The sequence below is a fragment of the Microbulbifer maximicatervae (SeqCode) genome (assembly GCF_052467825.1).
Genome location: NZ_CP174327.1, coordinates 1,273,871 through 1,288,759, shown reverse-complemented (window position 1 = coordinate 1,288,759; position 14,889 = coordinate 1,273,871). Strand labels below are relative to the sequence as shown.

General features: G+C 52.2%; 15 protein-coding genes. 4 read left to right on the top strand and 11 right to left on the bottom strand.

Annotated elements, in window-relative coordinates; all coding sequences use genetic code 11:
- Positions 1-79: 79 nt before the first annotated feature.
- Positions 80-865, top strand: a complete 786-nt coding sequence (gene trmB / locus ACJJII_RS05760; protein ID WP_444918589.1) for a tRNA (guanosine(46)-N7)-methyltransferase TrmB — start codon at positions 80-82, stop codon at positions 863-865.
- Positions 866-938: 73 nt separating this feature from the next.
- Here the strand turns inward: trmB and ACJJII_RS05755 are convergent, their stop codons facing one another.
- The gene (locus ACJJII_RS05755; protein WP_413663809.1) at positions 939-1,949 is read right to left on the bottom strand and encodes a hypothetical protein; all 1,011 of its coding nucleotides are present in this window, start codon (positions 1,947-1,949) and stop codon (positions 939-941) included.
- 203 nt (positions 1,950-2,152) lie between these two features.
- Here ACJJII_RS05755 and ACJJII_RS05750 point away from each other — a divergent pair, with 203 nt between their 5' ends.
- On the top strand, positions 2,153-3,091 hold the full coding sequence (locus tag ACJJII_RS05750) for an outer membrane beta-barrel protein (protein ID WP_282930654.1): 939 nt from the start codon (positions 2,153-2,155) through the stop codon (positions 3,089-3,091).
- A gap of 86 nt (positions 3,092-3,177) precedes the next feature.
- Here the strand turns inward: ACJJII_RS05750 and ACJJII_RS05745 are convergent, their stop codons facing one another.
- Entirely contained in the window at positions 3,178-5,097 is a 1,920-nt protein-coding gene (locus ACJJII_RS05745) for an ABC-F family ATP-binding cassette domain-containing protein (protein ID WP_444918588.1), read from the bottom strand.
- A gap of 108 nt (positions 5,098-5,205) precedes the next feature.
- On the opposite strand from ACJJII_RS05745, the gene ACJJII_RS05740 reads away from it, so the two are divergent.
- Complete coding sequence (locus ACJJII_RS05740) at positions 5,206-5,700, top strand: TIGR02444 family protein (RefSeq protein ID WP_413663807.1); 495 nt, start codon at positions 5,206-5,208, stop codon at positions 5,698-5,700.
- A 115-nt stretch (positions 5,701-5,815) separates the two neighbouring features.
- Here ACJJII_RS05740 and ACJJII_RS05735 read toward each other — a convergent pair whose 3' ends face one another.
- Positions 5,816-6,778, bottom strand: coding sequence for a histidine kinase (locus ACJJII_RS05735; protein ID WP_444918587.1), 963 nt, complete (start codon positions 6,776-6,778; stop codon positions 5,816-5,818).
- A 457-nt stretch (positions 6,779-7,235) separates the two neighbouring features.
- Between ACJJII_RS05735 and bamJ the strand changes: the two genes are divergently transcribed.
- Complete coding sequence (gene bamJ, locus ACJJII_RS05730; protein WP_444906864.1) at positions 7,236-8,024, top strand: FKBP-type peptidyl-prolyl cis-trans isomerase; 789 nt, start codon at positions 7,236-7,238, stop codon at positions 8,022-8,024.
- Between the two features lie 134 nt (positions 8,025-8,158).
- Here the strand turns inward: bamJ and rsd are convergent, their stop codons facing one another.
- The 8 genes from rsd to ACJJII_RS05690 form a co-directional block, all read right to left on the bottom strand.
- Positions 8,159-8,626, bottom strand: coding sequence for a sigma D regulator (gene rsd, locus ACJJII_RS05725; protein ID WP_413663804.1), 468 nt, complete (start codon positions 8,624-8,626; stop codon positions 8,159-8,161).
- A 169-nt stretch (positions 8,627-8,795) separates the two neighbouring features.
- Positions 8,796-9,482 (bottom strand): LrgB family protein, encoded by a 687-nt coding sequence (locus ACJJII_RS05720; RefSeq protein WP_444918586.1) that lies wholly within the window; start codon positions 9,480-9,482, stop codon positions 8,796-8,798.
- Complete coding sequence (locus tag ACJJII_RS05715; RefSeq protein WP_413663802.1) at positions 9,479-9,865, bottom strand: CidA/LrgA family protein; 387 nt, start codon at positions 9,863-9,865, stop codon at positions 9,479-9,481. Before ACJJII_RS05715 ends, ACJJII_RS05720 begins: the two co-directional genes overlap by 4 nt.
- A 36-nt stretch (positions 9,866-9,901) precedes the next feature.
- A complete protein-coding gene (locus ACJJII_RS05710) occupies positions 9,902-10,393 on the bottom strand; it encodes a disulfide bond formation protein B (protein WP_282930663.1) in 492 nt (163 codons plus the stop codon).
- Complete coding sequence (locus ACJJII_RS05705; protein ID WP_282930664.1) at positions 10,390-10,992, bottom strand: acyl carrier protein phosphodiesterase; 603 nt, start codon at positions 10,990-10,992, stop codon at positions 10,390-10,392. The genes ACJJII_RS05710 and ACJJII_RS05705 overlap by 4 nt, the downstream gene beginning before the upstream one ends.
- Before the next feature lie 34 nt (positions 10,993-11,026).
- Positions 11,027-12,655 carry a glutamate--cysteine ligase gene (gshA, locus tag ACJJII_RS05700; RefSeq protein WP_413663800.1) on the bottom strand — a complete coding sequence of 543 codons (1,629 nt, stop codon included), beginning with the start codon at positions 12,653-12,655 and terminating at the stop codon, positions 11,027-11,029.
- Positions 12,656-12,695: 40 nt separating this feature from the next.
- On the bottom strand, positions 12,696-13,127 hold the full coding sequence (locus ACJJII_RS05695; protein ID WP_444918585.1) for a hypothetical protein: 432 nt from the start codon (positions 13,125-13,127) through the stop codon (positions 12,696-12,698).
- A 130-nt stretch (positions 13,128-13,257) separates the two neighbouring features.
- Entirely contained in the window at positions 13,258-14,511 is a 1,254-nt protein-coding gene (locus ACJJII_RS05690; protein ID WP_108734997.1) for a malic enzyme-like NAD(P)-binding protein, read from the bottom strand.
- Positions 14,512-14,889: the final 378 nt, after the last annotated feature.

Genomic DNA, 14,889 nt, shown 5'->3' with positions numbered 1-14,889 from the left:
TTTACTGGGCTTACACTCAGATACCGAGCCCGAACAAAACATCAAGATATAAACCGTTTCGCATAAGAGGTCGCGAATAATGCAAGACGAATCTGCGGAAGATTTTCCCTACCGCACAGAATTTAAGAAGAAATCTATCCGCAGCTATGTGATTCGCGCGGGGCGAATGACAGAGGGGCAGCGCAATGCCTTTGACAATTATTGGGGGCAGTATGGACTCTCCCTATTTGATGGACCTCTGGATCGCCAACAGGTCTTTGGCCGCGAGGCGCCACTGGCGTTAGAGATCGGTTTCGGTATGGGTGACTCCCTGCTGACCATGGCTGAAGCCGAGCCAGATAAGGATTTTATTGGTATTGAAGTACACCCGCCGGGGGTTGGCCGGTTGATCAATAATGCCGGCAAGGCAGGTATCAAAAACCTGCGTGTTTACATGGCCGATGCGGTCGATGTCCTAAACGATTGTATTGCCGATGGGAGCCTGGATCGTTTCCAGCTGTACTTCCCTGACCCCTGGCACAAGAAGAAGCACCACAAGCGCCGGATAGTGCAGCCGGAATTTGTTCGCCTGATTTGCAGCAAGTTAAAAACCGGCGGCCTTATGCATATGGCGACAGATTGGGAGAATTATGCCGAGCATATGCTGGAAGTATTGCAGGGTGAAAACCTGCTAGAAAATACCGCCAGTGAGGGTGATTATGTTGCCCGGCCAGAATGGCGCCCAGAGACCAAGTTTGAGCGTCGAGGGCAGAGACTGGGGCACGGTGTTTGGGATCTGGTATACCGCAGGTTACCTGGTGAAGCGCTGCCGCTAACTACCACTAAGGTAGATGCGTCAACAGTTGAAGAGTCCAAAGGCGAATAATTCGCACTGACGATCGATGTTTGCCACCGGTGCTAACATGGCACCAGTGGCATGCAACAGCCTACCTCTATTGTTAGAAAAACTCATTCCAGTTTTTCTTGGCCGCTTCCCATCGGCGCTTGTCTTCGACAACATTCAGGTTGCGGATGGTGTTACTGTCATAGGACATCCAGTCCGACAGTTCAATATTATTTTGGGTGCCTGCAAAATAACGCATGCGAAAGCGGCGAATAAATTGGTTGGGAATAGCCATAAAGGCAACTTCACGTCCCTGGGTGACAGTGGAAACCTCTACGCATTGGTGGTTTCTTTTATCGAGCTCATAGATAAAACCGGTAGTGGCTAAGTCACCCTCATTTGTTCCATGCACAAAATAATACCTTTTTGGGCAATAAGTTTTGTTGTGCCAGGCAAAGCGCGCAACAATATTTGCATTGGTAGTGGTTGAAATGACTTGGTTAGATGCTCCGGTACCCAGGTGCGGATCAAAGCGGCCATTTTGATTCATCCAGGGAAAGAATCCCCCGGCTTGCCACAGCTTCTGTGGTGGGCGGGTATCGCCACGGTATAACAGTGTTGTCACTGTGTGCAGATTAAAACCACTGCGGCTAAATCGGTAATTAAATAGTGAGAAAGGGACGTCCAAATGGGCTTCGATGTTGGATATTGCTCTCCTCTCAGAGCTGAAAGCTTCACTGGCTTGTCGATACCAGCAGTAAGCTCCACCGAGTAAAGCTAAAACGGCATCTTTACGGCGTGTTATTCCATCGCTATCGAGTAGCTTGGTGGGTGTGGAGGGATCAAATCCAGTAAGCCAGGTATATAGGGTTTCCACTAGTACTTTGGCGACACGGGTAATCCTTCCGTAATCATTTGTTTGAATTTGTACTGCCTGGCTTACTAATTGGTCGATCCGGGTTAGTCCATCACTACTGCGCTTGTGATACCACTTACTGTTGCTATTGGAATTATTTTGGAAGTCCTGTGCGTACTCACGGATACTTTTGGGGACATAGCAGGTGGTTTGTATGTTTTGTGGGTGAACCAAGTTCCTAACATAGTTATCGATATTGGGTGCCAGCAAGGGTTAACTCTCCTGTCTTTATTACTGTTTTTCGCCACTAGCCGTCTATGCTTCTAGTGGTGCTGTGATTATCGAATTTTATTTCCAATAAGAACCGGATTCAGGAAGCATCGCGAAAACAAAACCGAATTATTTTTATTAATAGATATTGATGTTAATAATAATTTGGGGGGTTGATCAAGGAAGGAATCTTGGTGTTTCTAATGAGAAGGCGTGACCCTCTGCTTTCATTTCTCTATAGCCTGCCGTTTATCTTACTCTTTACAGTTTCTGAAGTCCGTGCTGATTTTGTTGGAACTTTAAACCTCTATGTTAATGGGGGTAAGCATTGGTTTGATGGTGACCGCCTACAAGGCACGCCATTTCGCGGTTTTGAAATGCGAGATACCTCAGGTGTCGGTGCCGGTTTTGGCTTTAACATGACAAATCATTGGGCGATGGAAGGGGTTGTCGACTATTTCGTCGTGAGTGTTGCGGATACGCCCGAGAAAGTAGATGTGTATAACTACCGCATAGATCTCCTATATCAATTTGGAGGGCAGTTCTGCGGTAATTTTTGTTGGCAGCCCTATGTCGCGTTTGGCCTGGGTGAAATGCGTATTAATTACGACCGGCGCTACCGTAAAAAGCACTGGCATCCAGATGACCCAAAGTATGTCTATGATCCGGATCATCCCTACGACCCATACTATCCCTATCCTTGGGATTGTCGTAAGAAATTCTATGTCCCTGAGGATCGGCCAGACGGCCACCATTATCCCTACCCGCCCTACCATTGTGACTGGCATGACCGGCAAAATATGGTGAATGTGGGAATGGGAATTAAATATCACCTGGGGCCCCGTTGGCAGGCCCGCGCAGATATACGGCTTTTCCAGGGGGTCGAAGAAGGTGGTGTCGATGGTTTTGCCAGCTTGGCGGTCGGCTATCAATGGCTTGAATATCCGGATTTCTGGTATGACGAAGATGCCGATGGTGTTATTGATGCCACTGATCAATGTCCGCAGACGCCAGTGGGAATCGATGTGCAATTAGATGGCTGCCCGCTGGATACAGATTTTGATGGTGTACCCAGCTATATCGATCAATGCCCAAATACACCGATTGGTATTGCAGTGGATGAATACGGTTGCATTCGTTAAGGACAACTAAAATCGATTTCTTCAGCGGGCGGCAGAAAGGTTCTGAAGCCCGCTGAAGATATTGTTTAAAATGATTTTCTATAAAGTTACTCGCTGCGAATTTCTTCGAGCTTCTCAGAAATTTCCAGCCATTCCATTTCCAGTTCTTCCATTAATTCCTGCTGCTCCGACTGCTCTTTATTAAGTCGAGCTATTTCCTCCTGCTGGCCGCCGCTATATAGCGCCTCATCGGCAAGTTTTTCCTGTACTGCGGCCAATGCCTTTTCTGCCGCAGCCATCTGTCGCTCAATATTTTTGAGTTTGTTGGTCAGGGGCTTCAGTTGTTCGCGTAGTGCGGCGGCGGCGCGCCTTTGGGCCTTCTTATCCTCAGGGGCTTTTTCCTCTGTGCCTGTATCAGTGGAGGCGCTCTCCTCTTTGCGTTTCTTTTCCCGGTTAAAGCCGAGCAGCCACTGTTTGTAGTCATCAAGGTCGCCGCTATAGGGTTCGGCGCGGCCATTGGCCACCAGAATAAATTCGTCGGCAGTATTGGCCAGTAGATGACGATCGTGGGAAACCAATATGACGGCACCGGGAAACTCCGCCAGTGCCAAGGTCAGGGCGTGGCGCATTTCCAAATCAAGGTGGTTTGTCGGTTCATCGAGAAGCAACAGGTTAGGTTTTTGCCAGGCCAGTAGCGCCAGGGCTAAACGGGCTTTTTCACCGCCGGAAAAGCCCCCTACGGTTTCGAAAACCCGATCGCCGATAAAACCGTAGCCGCCGAGAAAATCCCGCAGCGATTGCTCTGAGGCATCGGGGCTCAGCCTTTGCAGGTGCAGCAATGGGGAACCGTTGCTATCCAGTGCTTCCAGCTGATGCTGGGCGAAGTAGCCGATGGCCAAGTGTTCGCCACATTGGCGCTCGCCGCTGAGGGGGGCGAGTGTGCCAGCCAGGGTTTTGATTAGAGAAGACTTGCCCGCACCATTGGGGCCGAGCAGGCCGATACGGCGACCCGGTTGAATACCCAGCTGAACGTTCTTTACCACTATTTTTTCGGCATAGCCGATATCCGCCTCGCGCAGGTCGATTAACGGATTAGAGGTTTTCTCTGAGGATGGCAAAGTAAAATGAAAAGGGGAATCCACATGGGCTGGGGCAATCAGAGCCATCCGGTCCAGGGCTTTCAGGCGGCTTTGTGCCTGCTTGGCCTTGCTCGCTTTGGCGCGAAAGCGCCGCACAAAGTCTTCCATATGTGCGCGTTCGGCCTGCTGTTTTTCAAACTGTATTTGCTGCTGGGCCAGGCGCTCAGCGCGAGCGCGCTCGAAGGCACTGTAGTTGCCGCTGTACAAGACCAGTTTTTGCTGTTCAAAACTGACAATGCCGTCGACCACTGCATCGAGAAAGTCGCGGTCGTGGGAAATAATCAGCAGGGTACCGGGGAAGCGTTGCAGCCACTGTTCCAGCCAAAGGGTGGCATCCAGATCCAAGTGGTTGGTGGGCTCGTCCAACAGCATAAGATCTGCGGGGCACATCAGGGCACGGCCCAAATTGAGGCGAATACGCCAGCCACCTGAGAAGCTGCGAACGGGGCGCTGTTGCTCTTCGTGGGAAAAGCCGAGCCCGTCGAGGAGTTGCGCGGCGCGCGCTGGGCCACTATAGCCATCAATACTGGCCATGCGCTCGTGCAGTTCTGCCAGTTTGTGACCGTCGGTATCGCCGCTTGCTTCGGCCTCTGCCAGTTGCTTTTGCAATAGCCGCAACTCGCTATCGCCGTCTAAAACGTAATCCAGTGCTGACTGCTCACTAGCTTCTACCTCTTGAGCCATATGGGAGATACGCCAGGTGCTGGGGAGGTCTACCCGCCCTGCATCGGTTTCCAGTTGTCCAAGCAGCAGTTTGAACAGGGTTGACTTGCCACAGCCGTTGGCACCGATAATTCCCACTTTGTGGCCGGGGAAGATTCTGCAATCTGCGCTGTCAAGCAAGTCGCGCTCACCTCGGTGCAGAGAAACCCCTTGTAAATTGATCACTGGAAAAACCTCATATGGATAGGCCGATGAATGCTAGGCTATTGAACAGACCCGGACTCCACAGAGACTGGGGCACTATGCCGATCAGCAAAGGGTCGGGATTCTAACGTGACAAATACTTCACCTCCATCTTCCCCCAAGGAAAACCCCCTCTGGCAGTTCAGCTTGGACTTTTACGCCTACCAGGATGTCGAGAAGTTCCTACTCGACTGCCAGGACAGAAATGGCGCTGACGTGTGTCTTCTGCTGTGGGCGAGCTATACAGCCGTTTGTGGCAAGGAAATCAGTGAAGAGGGATGGAGAGTCGCAGATCGAGGCGTTGCGCCGCGCAGGCGAATGATTCGCAGTGTGCGACACCTGCGTCGTTGGTTGGGGAGTTTGCGCCCCCATACCCAGCGGGCCTACGCACTGTGTAAACGCTATGAATTGAAGCTGGAGCAGTTACAGTTGGCCGCGCTGTGGAAAATTTATGCTGAGGACTGGCCGGGGGATCGTTCTGCACTGGAGCTAGCATCCCAGCAATATGGTTTGCAGCAAAAAGATCAGGCCCGCTGGGCGGGCCTGATCGAAAGCTACTTGGCTCACAGGGGGGCAGCGGGTTAAGCCACTGTTACACCCCTCTGGGCACTGTACTTTTCTGGGGTCGCCGGTAATACAGTCGTGAAAAGTACAGAGCCCAATTAAGCAGCACTATATTTGGCTGCGAGGAGTCCCGAGACTACTCGCCGCTGGGTTGCTCCGAAGAAAACAGGCTGTTTGCCGGAGTGCTAGGAGTAATCGTTGCTGCTGGGCGCGGAGCATCCATCGGTTTCTGCTGCTCAGCTGGAGCCATGGTTTTTGAATCGTCTTTGGGCTTCTCTACGGTTTCTGGCTTGCTGGCAGCCTTCACCTTTGGAGTTTCTGCGCTTGGCTTGACTGTTGCAGGCTTGGCTTCCGTAGAGGGTTTGCTCGCCGCTGGTTTTTTGGCAGCAGTAGTTTTAGCTGGAGCTTTCTTCGCTGGAGTTTTTTTCTCGGCAGTAGAAGCTTTCTTGGCTGGCGCTTTTTTCGCAGCAGTGGAGGCTTTCTTTGCGGGAGTTTTCTTTACAGCTTTAGTGGTAGCGGCGGTTTTTGCCGGTGCTTTCTTGGCACTAGTTTTCTTTTCTGTGGCTTTTTTTGCCACTGTCTTTTTTGCTGTTTTGGTGGTGCTGGTAGTGCTTGCTTTAGTGCGGCTCTTTGCTGCGGTTGCTTTAGGAGCAGCTACTTTTTTTGAGGTGGTAGCTTTACGGGCTTTTGGCTTGGATTTGTTCAGCAGTTTTTCTGCTTTTACACCGGCCTTACGTACAGCTTCGGCAGCTTTCAGCTCGGCTTTTGCCTGGGACTCAGTACCCTTTGCTTCGGCGTGTGATGCCTTTGCTTGCTGGAGTACTTCGTTATGCTTTTCTACATTGGCCTTGGCGGTTTCTACACGCTTTTGAGTGGCAGCTGTCTTTCGTGTCTTGGCTGCAGTTCTAGCGTCTACTAGTTTGGTTTTCGCTTTAGCTAATTTTTCTTTTGCGGAAGTCAGTGCTTTTCCGGCTTTTAAAACACTTTTGCCGGCATCGGTAACTTTCTTGTTGCGGGCTTTGTCCAGCTTGACGGTTAGCTTGGAAATTTGTGCTTCCAGTTCTGCGACTGAATTGACAGCTCTTTGTTTGGCAGCCATGAGTAAATGTCCTGACGTTTATTATCAATTGGAACATCCGGACAGTGTACGGATCAGATCTATATGTAATAGACATATTTAAATCGGGGATCTGAACACTGTAAATTGTTCTGAAACTGAAAAGCACCTCAAACAGTCCGGAACAATAACCGGCGACTGGTCGATAATAGCGCTGTTTTTAAAAAAAATGTATGCCGTAAGCAGCGAAAATAGTGCTGTAAATGTATTTTTTTCTCGCTGGTCCCTGGAACCTTAAGGTGGAATGTGGTGTCCTGCACAGTGTGCGCGTCATCGGTATGCACTTGCAGTCGCCTTAGGTTAGACTTGAGCGGACTGGCGGAAAAGGTGCGCCTGGAGGCTAAGGGCCGAATCAGGATTACTTGATAAGCCGCCGCAGGCATTGACCCAGGGTCAAGCGCGAATCATTCAACGCAATACGGACAAAGAGACAACACCCATGAATAAATACCCTTTGGCTGCAGCAATTGCCCTTGGCCTGGCGCTGACCGGCTGTAACGAACAGGGATCTAAGCAGGAAAAAGAAGTTGCCCTGGACACCCAGGAGAAGAAGGTCAGCTACATCATTGCCGAAGATATGGCGAAGCGCCTTGAAGCTCAGGATGTGAAATTAGATCCCCAAGTGGTGATGATGGCTCTTAAGGATGTCTCCAGCGGCCATGAATCCCGTTTGACTGAAGAAGAAAAGCAGCAAACTATCGCTGCCTTCCAAGAGCAAATGCAGAAGAAGCAGCAGGAAATGCTGGCTCAGCAAGAGAAAGAATTCAAAGAGACTGCTGATAAAAACTTGCAGGAAGGAAAAGCCTTCCTCGAAGAGAATGCCAAGAAAGATGGTGTTGTTACCACTGATTCCGGTCTGCAGTACAAAGTGATTACTGAGGGTTCCGGCGGCCAGCCCAGTGAGAACAGCACTGTTGAAGTGGACTACAAGGGTACCCTGATTAATGGTGAAGAGTTTGATAGCTCTTACGCCCGTGGTGAGCCGGTCCAGTTCCCAGTTAATGGTGTTATCAAAGGTTGGACCGAAGCGTTGCAACTGATGAAAGAGGGTTCCAAGTGGGAGCTTTACATTCCCTCCGAGCTGGCATATGGCCCGGGTGGTGCAGGCGGTAAGATCGGCCCTAACGCAACGCTGATTTTTGAAGTGGAGCTGCACAAAGCCAATGTTGGCAAGGAAGATGGCGCCGAGAAGAAAGAAGAGAAAAAAGAAGAGCCCAAAAGCGAGTAATTAAATTTACTACTTTGGATTCAATAAAGGCGCCCAATGGGCGCCTTTATTTTTTACCTTGAAAAATCAACAGCAAAAATATTCGATTAAAGGCGCCGGCTTCCCATCGCCTTTACAGTGATGAATTCAGTTTTTTAGACCAGCTGGTTTTTATGGGCTGTGTGCAAAAGTGCGATCATTCGATCCTCGGAACTAAAGCGGGTTTCCAGTGCTTCCCCCAGCTGTGACAAATCTGGGTTCAGGCTGGATAGATCGTCGGTTTCCTGGTACTTATCATTGAAATCGACAGCGACATCAGTGGTCACATCAATATCCCGGTAGAGTTCCCGCGCTTGTTGCAGCCCCTGTTTATCATCAAAAGCCTGGCCTTCAAGTATGAGCTGTTCGTATACCTCAAAGTGTCCTGCAGAGACGTAGTCCACCAGCAACTGGCAAAGATGACGAACACCGTTTTCGGTCTCCGAATCCCCATCGTTAAATTCTTTCTTCTCAGATAGATGGTAGTAACTTACCAGCAGGATTTGTCGGGACTGTAGCCAGCGGTCAATGATTTCACTGACGCCACCCCAGCGCTCGCGCGCAGATTTACAATTTTCCAGCATCTCCAAGAATCCTTTGGTTACTTTTGCCGTGATAGCCAGCTTTATTGCTGATCCCGAAGGCCCTAAGAAGATAGGAGATTCCCCCGCCGACGGCAAGGTGCAGAGTGTGATCTACGCCAGAATACAACGATGCCTGCGGCGATCTTCGGTGGAGCAAATCTAGGGTGTTTTATCCACTGATAATGAGCGGCAAAATCAGCGCTGTGAGCGCACCGCAGGTACCCATCGCCAATGCTGCACAGGCGCCGCACAGGGCGCTGATTTCTAATGCTCGTGCGGTCCCCACCGCGTGGGCATTGATGCCGAGTACGATACCAATAATGCGCTCATCGTGAATATTGAGCCTACTCATTAAAGCTGGGCCAGCGATAGCACCGACCACCCCGGTCAAGACCACAATAGCTGCAGTGAGGCTGAGAGAAGCGTGGATTGTTTCCGCCAGGGCCAATGCGATGGGTGTGGTAATAGATTTGCCACTCAACGCCAGTAGTACTGACTTGCCTGCGCCAAATACCAAGGCGATTAATACCGCTATAACCGGGGCCAAAATCGCACCCACAAAAATAGTGACAAGTAGCGGCCAACCGGCTTTGCGGATAATCACTAGATTTTGTTTGAGAGGGACAGCCAGGGCAACAACTGCTGGACCTAACAAACTGTACAGTAATGCACTGGAGCCCTGATAACTCTCATAGGGGATATGGAGAACACTCAATGTTATTGCGGTCAAAATGCTAGCGCTGATGATAGGGTGTAGCAGAACAGTCTTGTAGCGCCGGTAAAGGGTAACGCCGACAAGAAAAGCTATGACATTCAAGGGCAATACAAAGATTGGGCTCGCCAGAAGTTCATTCACTCTCTATTACCCCCAGAGCGAATCAGCAATTTCTTTAGTAGCTGTGCGCAAATAGCGATACTGATCAGTGTGCCAATCACAATAGCGGCGATTAAGGCTAGCCAGTCGGATAGAGTCAGGCCCTGGAAAAAAAATACCCCGACAGCCGCGGGTAGCAATAACAGCGGCAATAGGTAAAGCAGTTGTGAGCTGACTTTGGCAAGGCCTGCGGGAGCCCCACCATTGAACACGAGAATCACCAGTAGCATCAGCATCCCTATGACAGATCCCGGAATGGGTAGTGACAGGCTTGAGCTGGTGAAATTGCCCAGCCAGGTACAGGCAACCAGAATGGCAGCTCCCCCCAGCCAGCGGAGTATGTTGTGCAGCGTGGATTTTGACATGTAGGAAATGGCGGCCGGTAAAGCCGCCGGAGATTGTTAAGCTCTGCGGAATGCTTGCCAGCCACCGAACAGGATCAGACCGGCAAAACCGATAGCGGCCCAACCGGGGATACTCAGGCCCATCATGGTCCACTGTACTTCAGCACAATTGCCATCGCCGCTCAGCAGCGCCTTGAGCACATCGGCCATCGGGAAAACTTCAATCATATAGCTGACGCTTGGACCACAGGCCGGCACTTGGTCTTCCGGCAGGCTTTGTAGCCAAAGCTGGCGACCGGCAAAGTAGAGACCACCCATTGCCCACAGGGATACCAGCAGGCCGTAGACACGACGGCCAATGGTGGCAGGGTTGTGCAGGAATGCGATCAACGAAACTACACCAACACCCAATAGCATTACCCGCTGGGTAATACACAATTTGCAAGGCTCCAACCCCTGCACGTACTCGAGATAAAAGGCGGAGCCGAGTAAAAAGGCCACCATTAGGAAGACCAGAAGAAAAGTGATGCGCGGGTTGGGTAAGGTCATGGTAATTCGGGTCCTGAATAGTGCTGTCGAAAGCGGTTCGCTTCGAGATTCAAGTCGGTTAATAGTTTATTGAAATTGCTTTCCAGTTTGTTCCGCCCGGCGATAAGTTCAGGCAGTAGCTCCTGCAGTGCTACCGGGCGGCGCAACCGCTGCCCAACCCGCTCCAGGGTCAGCTCGATTACCCGCTCCTCGCGGTAACTTTGCAGCAGTTTAATTTGCTCGGCGCGCTCAATAAATGCCATTGCGCGTGGCGGAATATACCGGCTGTCGAAATGAAAGTCTCTCCAACAGCGCCGGCAAAACTCATCCAGCGCTTCAGGGTGCCACTGCTGCCAGTTTTCTGCCAACAGGTGATCAAACCATATATCCAGTGCGATGCCGGCATAGCGACGCCAGCGCGGGTCCAGTTGCGCCAGGGCATCCCTGTAGGCCGGGTGAGCATCGGTGATGGCATCGATGCGACGGTGCAGGCGAATACCATGCTCAATATCCGTTGGCCAACTGTCATCCAGGGGACCTTTAACAAAGTCCCCCAGGAGCCCACCCAGTCGCCAGCGCGGTTTGGGCCCGGACAGTAACAGGTGTGCCAGATAGTTCATAAGCCTCGCTCAGGCTGCGGCACTGTATCAGCCGCTAGTCCTGGCAGCAGTTGTATTGGGCATAGTAACGGCTCAGGAATGTTTCAAAAGTACCGCTATCCTGCGCTTCAATTTCTTTTTGCTTGAGCAGTGAGGTTTCTGCCTGCTGTAAGAAGTCTTGCAGATAGTCGCTGTCCAGAGGGCGCTCCAGGAAGTAGCGGCGGTGCTGTTCGGCTTTATCCATAGCCCACTGGGAAAAGGTAATGTTTTGTTCGCGCATCTCTGCCAGTATCTGCTGTGCCGGTGTGAGGATATCCCCTTTCACCTTGGCCTTCTGCACGCCCACTGAGCCGCGGTATTGCGAGCCGCCCCAGGCGTTATCCAGCAGTTCTGCCACTGAGTCGACCTCTTCCAATAACTGGGTGGCCCAGTCGCTCAGTTTGCGCTCGCCACCGTTATCCAACAGTGTTAGTTCCGGCTCGTGACCCCGGTAGACGATACGCTGTTGGTTCTCCTGGGTACTGCGGTAATCGGCATCACTGGTTTTGGGGCTGTCAGTGAGCAGGCAGTGCAATAGGAAGCTATCGAGAAAGCGCATCTGCTGGGCGTCAATTCCCAGGGGGGCGAAGGGGTTCAGGTCGAGACAGCGCACCTCAACATATTCGACACCGCGATTATCCAGGGCTGACAGCGCTGTTTCGCCCCGTTTGGCGGGGTTCTTGGGACGGATCGGTGAGTAAAACTCATTCTCGATTTGCAGTATGCCTGTGGACAATTGCTGGTAGTCGCCGCCTTCATTTTTAACCCCCATTTCCTGGTAGGGGCCGTAGGAACTGCTGATCGCTGAACAGAGCGTCGATAAATAGCTGCGCAGGTCGTTGTAGCAAACCACCAGTGACTGCTGCACGTTGCTGTTGTAGCCCAGGTCGCCCATACGCAAGGACGTAGCGTGGGGCACGTGCAGAGTGTGGTCATCCCCATTGAAGGGCTCAAGACTGTGCTCGCGGCCATCGACAAAAGAAGCGCATACCGCAGGTGCGGCGCCAAACAGGTAAATCAGCAACCAGTAATTGCGGCGGAAATTGCGAATCAGATCGAAGTAGCGACGGGTTTTAAAACTCTTTAAATCCTCGCTGCTGCCTTCGATTTCATGCAGCCACAGCCAGAACTCTTCAGGAAGCGAAAAGTTGTAGTGGATACCGGCAATGGTCTGCATGGCTCGGCCGTAGCGCAGCCCCAGGCCCAGCCGGTAAATAGTTTTCATTGTGCCGCTGTGAGAGCTGCCGTAGCGGGCAACGGGAATATCTTTATCTTCGCCAATCGCACAGGGCATGCTGTTAACCCACAGACGCTCGTCACCGATCTGGTTGTAGGTGTAGCGGTGGATACGGTCCAAGACCTGTAACGCTTCCTCTGGGGTTGCTACTGGTGGCGTAATAAATTCCAGTAGGGCCTCAGAGAAGTCGGTAGTAATACTTTCATGGGTAAGTGCGGAGCCCAGTGCTGTGGTATGCGGCGTTTGCGCAAGGGCACCATCGGGAGCGACACGCAGGCTCTCTTTCTCGACACCGCGGAGGATGCCTTTGAGCAGTTGGGCTGGTTTGGCTTGCGATAGCGCGGCCAGGTGGGAAATGGGCACTCGAATCTCCTTGGTACTACCGGAACGCTTCTTTATCGCTGCCATCTCGGGCGACTCTCTGTGCCGGTGCTGAATGTTCTGGCGCTCAGGCGGCGGATTCAGATTTGTTTTCGTCAGGCTGTGCGGGCGTTTCAGCGGGCGCTGGTTCCGGGGCAACCTCAGGCGCTTCTTCCGGTGCGACTTCAGGCGCAGGCTGGGGTTCTATCTCTGGGTTGGCCTGTTCTGGCAGTTCCTCAGGTGTTGAGGGGGGGATTTCAGGGTCACCCTGACTCACATCACTGGATACCGGTGCCAGAGCTTCCTCGGGGATCTGGGGCTGCCCCTTAATGCTGAGTTCGCACAGTAGCAATTCAATGCGTAGGCTCACATTGCGAGTATTAGCCTCGAACATCTGGTTGATAGCGACGTCTTTATGCTCGCTGCGAAACAGTTTGTTCGGTTCGCGGCCATCGGTCCATTCGCCGCTTTTACTCAGGAACTGCTGGTGCTGATTGGTCAGCACGTACACATGACTCATTATGTTGGGCAACTTTGATGCTGTGACAGAAAGGCAGTTTAGCGACGGGGGCTTTGTGGCTCAAGAACTCCGTTAGAGCGAAAGCGGTAAATGCCTGCTCTAACGGGTTAAGTGAGGAAATCTGTGATCTTTACAGGGTTTCCAGGGGATAGTTGTCCGGGTAGGGCAGGCGCGCGCAGCCACTGTCTACGGCGGCTCGTGCTACGGCCGAAGCCACCTCAGGCAGTAAACGCGGGTCGGTTGGCTTGGGCAGGATATAGTTGGGCCCGAAGCTGAGCTCGATACCGCCATAACCTTCGCGCACTGAATCCGGTACCGGCAGGTGGGCAATTTTGCGGATCGCCTCGATCGCTGCCAGCTTCATCTCTTCATTAATGCGCGCAGCGCGAACATCCAGGGCACCCCGGAAAATAAACGGGAAGCAGAGGACGTTGTTAACCTGGTTTGGGTAGTCGGAACGGCCTGTGGCCATAATCAGGTCGTCGCGCACACTGTGAGCCAGCTCGGGTTTAATCTCCGGGTTGGGGTTAGAGCAGGCGAAGACCACCGGTTTTGGGGCCATGCGCTGTAGCTGCTCGGCGGAGAGCAGGTCCGGGCCGGACACACCAAGGAATACATCCGCACCGGCGATGGCATCGTCGAGGGTGCGCATATCGGTATCCCGTGCCCACTCACCTTTGTAGGCGTTGATATCCGTTCGACCCGAGTGGATAACCCCACGGCTGTCGAGCATGGTGATCTGCTCTTTGCGCGCTCCGGCAGCCAGCAGCAGTTTGCAGCAGGCGGTCGCAGCGGCACCTGCGCCCAGGCAGACCATATGCACTTCACTAATTTTCTTACCCTGAATCTCCAGAGCATTGAGCATACCGGCAACGGTCACAATGGCGGTGCCGTGCTGATCGTCGTGGAAAACCGGTACCGGGCAGCGCTCGATTAGGGTCTCTTCAATATGGAAGCACTCTGGCGCCTTAATATCTTCGAGGTTGATACCGCCGAAGGTGTTGGCGATCGAGGCCACGGTCTGAATAAACTGCTCCGGGCTGCTGGCATCAACTTCGATATCTACTGAGTTGATATCGGCAAAGCGTTTAAACAGCAGTGACTTGCCTTCCATCACGGGTTTTGAGGCTAGCGGCCCCAGATTGCCGAGGCCGAGAATGGCACTGCCATTGGAAATGACTGCTACCAGATTACCTTTGCCGGTGTATCGATAAGCTGCTTCTGGGTCCTTGGCGATTTCTCGCACTGGTTCGGCGACGCCGGGACTGTAAGCCAGGGACAGGTCTTCCTGGGTTTCGGCAGGGGTCGTCAGTTCTACTGAAAGTTTGCCGGGACTGGGGAGCGCGTGGTAATCGAGCGCTGCCTGGCGCAATGAATCCGTCATTTGGGGGCTTTTCTCTCGAATACTGTGGACAACACTTAAGTGTTATCCCGGTTACTGCGGGGGCCAGAGAATAACCGAGGGAAGCTTGGCGCTACAAGCGTGAAAATCTGCAATATATGGTACGGACTTCTATTTTTATCGTGCTTGTCGACGATTTTCGGGATAAATAGCCGCAATATTTTGATTTATAAGGATAAAATGGTCGCCAATAGCGGTAAGGTTAAGCGATTCAAGTCGATTTTGATTTTGTACACAGACGCTTACGGCTGCTGGGTATGATGGGGAATGAATAGATACAAAAAAGGCACCATCGCAGTGCGAGGTGCCTTTTTGGAATGGACCCTGCCGCAAGCGGCGGGCCCACTCGAGCGAAGAGCC

Excerpts from the sequence above, each read along its gene's own strand:
- trmB (WP_444918589.1), top strand. The coding sequence starts at position 80 with ATGCAAGACGAATCTGCGGAAGATTTTCCCTACCGCACAGAATTTAAG.
- ACJJII_RS05750 (WP_282930654.1), top strand. The coding sequence starts at position 2,153 with ATGAGAAGGCGTGACCCTCTGCTTTCATTTCTCTATAGCCTGCCGTTT.
- ACJJII_RS05735 (WP_444918587.1), bottom strand. The coding sequence starts at position 6,778 with ATGGCTGCCAAACAAAGAGCTGTCAATTCAGTCGCAGAACTGGAAGCA.
- bamJ (WP_444906864.1), top strand. The coding sequence starts at position 7,236 with ATGAATAAATACCCTTTGGCTGCAGCAATTGCCCTTGGCCTGGCGCTG.
- rsd (WP_413663804.1), bottom strand. The coding sequence starts at position 8,626 with ATGCTGGAAAATTGTAAATCTGCGCGCGAGCGCTGGGGTGGCGTCAGT.
- ACJJII_RS05715 (WP_413663802.1), bottom strand. The coding sequence starts at position 9,865 with ATGTCAAAATCCACGCTGCACAACATACTCCGCTGGCTGGGGGGAGCT.
- ACJJII_RS05710 (WP_282930663.1), bottom strand. The coding sequence starts at position 10,393 with ATGACCTTACCCAACCCGCGCATCACTTTTCTTCTGGTCTTCCTAATG.
- ACJJII_RS05705 (WP_282930664.1), bottom strand. The coding sequence starts at position 10,992 with ATGAACTATCTGGCACACCTGTTACTGTCCGGGCCCAAACCGCGCTGG.
- gshA (WP_413663800.1), bottom strand. The coding sequence starts at position 12,655 with ATGGCAGCGATAAAGAAGCGTTCCGGTAGTACCAAGGAGATTCGAGTG.
- ACJJII_RS05695 (WP_444918585.1), bottom strand. The coding sequence starts at position 13,127 with ATGAGTCATGTGTACGTGCTGACCAATCAGCACCAGCAGTTCCTGAGT.
- ACJJII_RS05690 (WP_108734997.1), bottom strand. The coding sequence starts at position 14,511 with ATGACGGATTCATTGCGCCAGGCAGCGCTCGATTACCACGCGCTCCCC.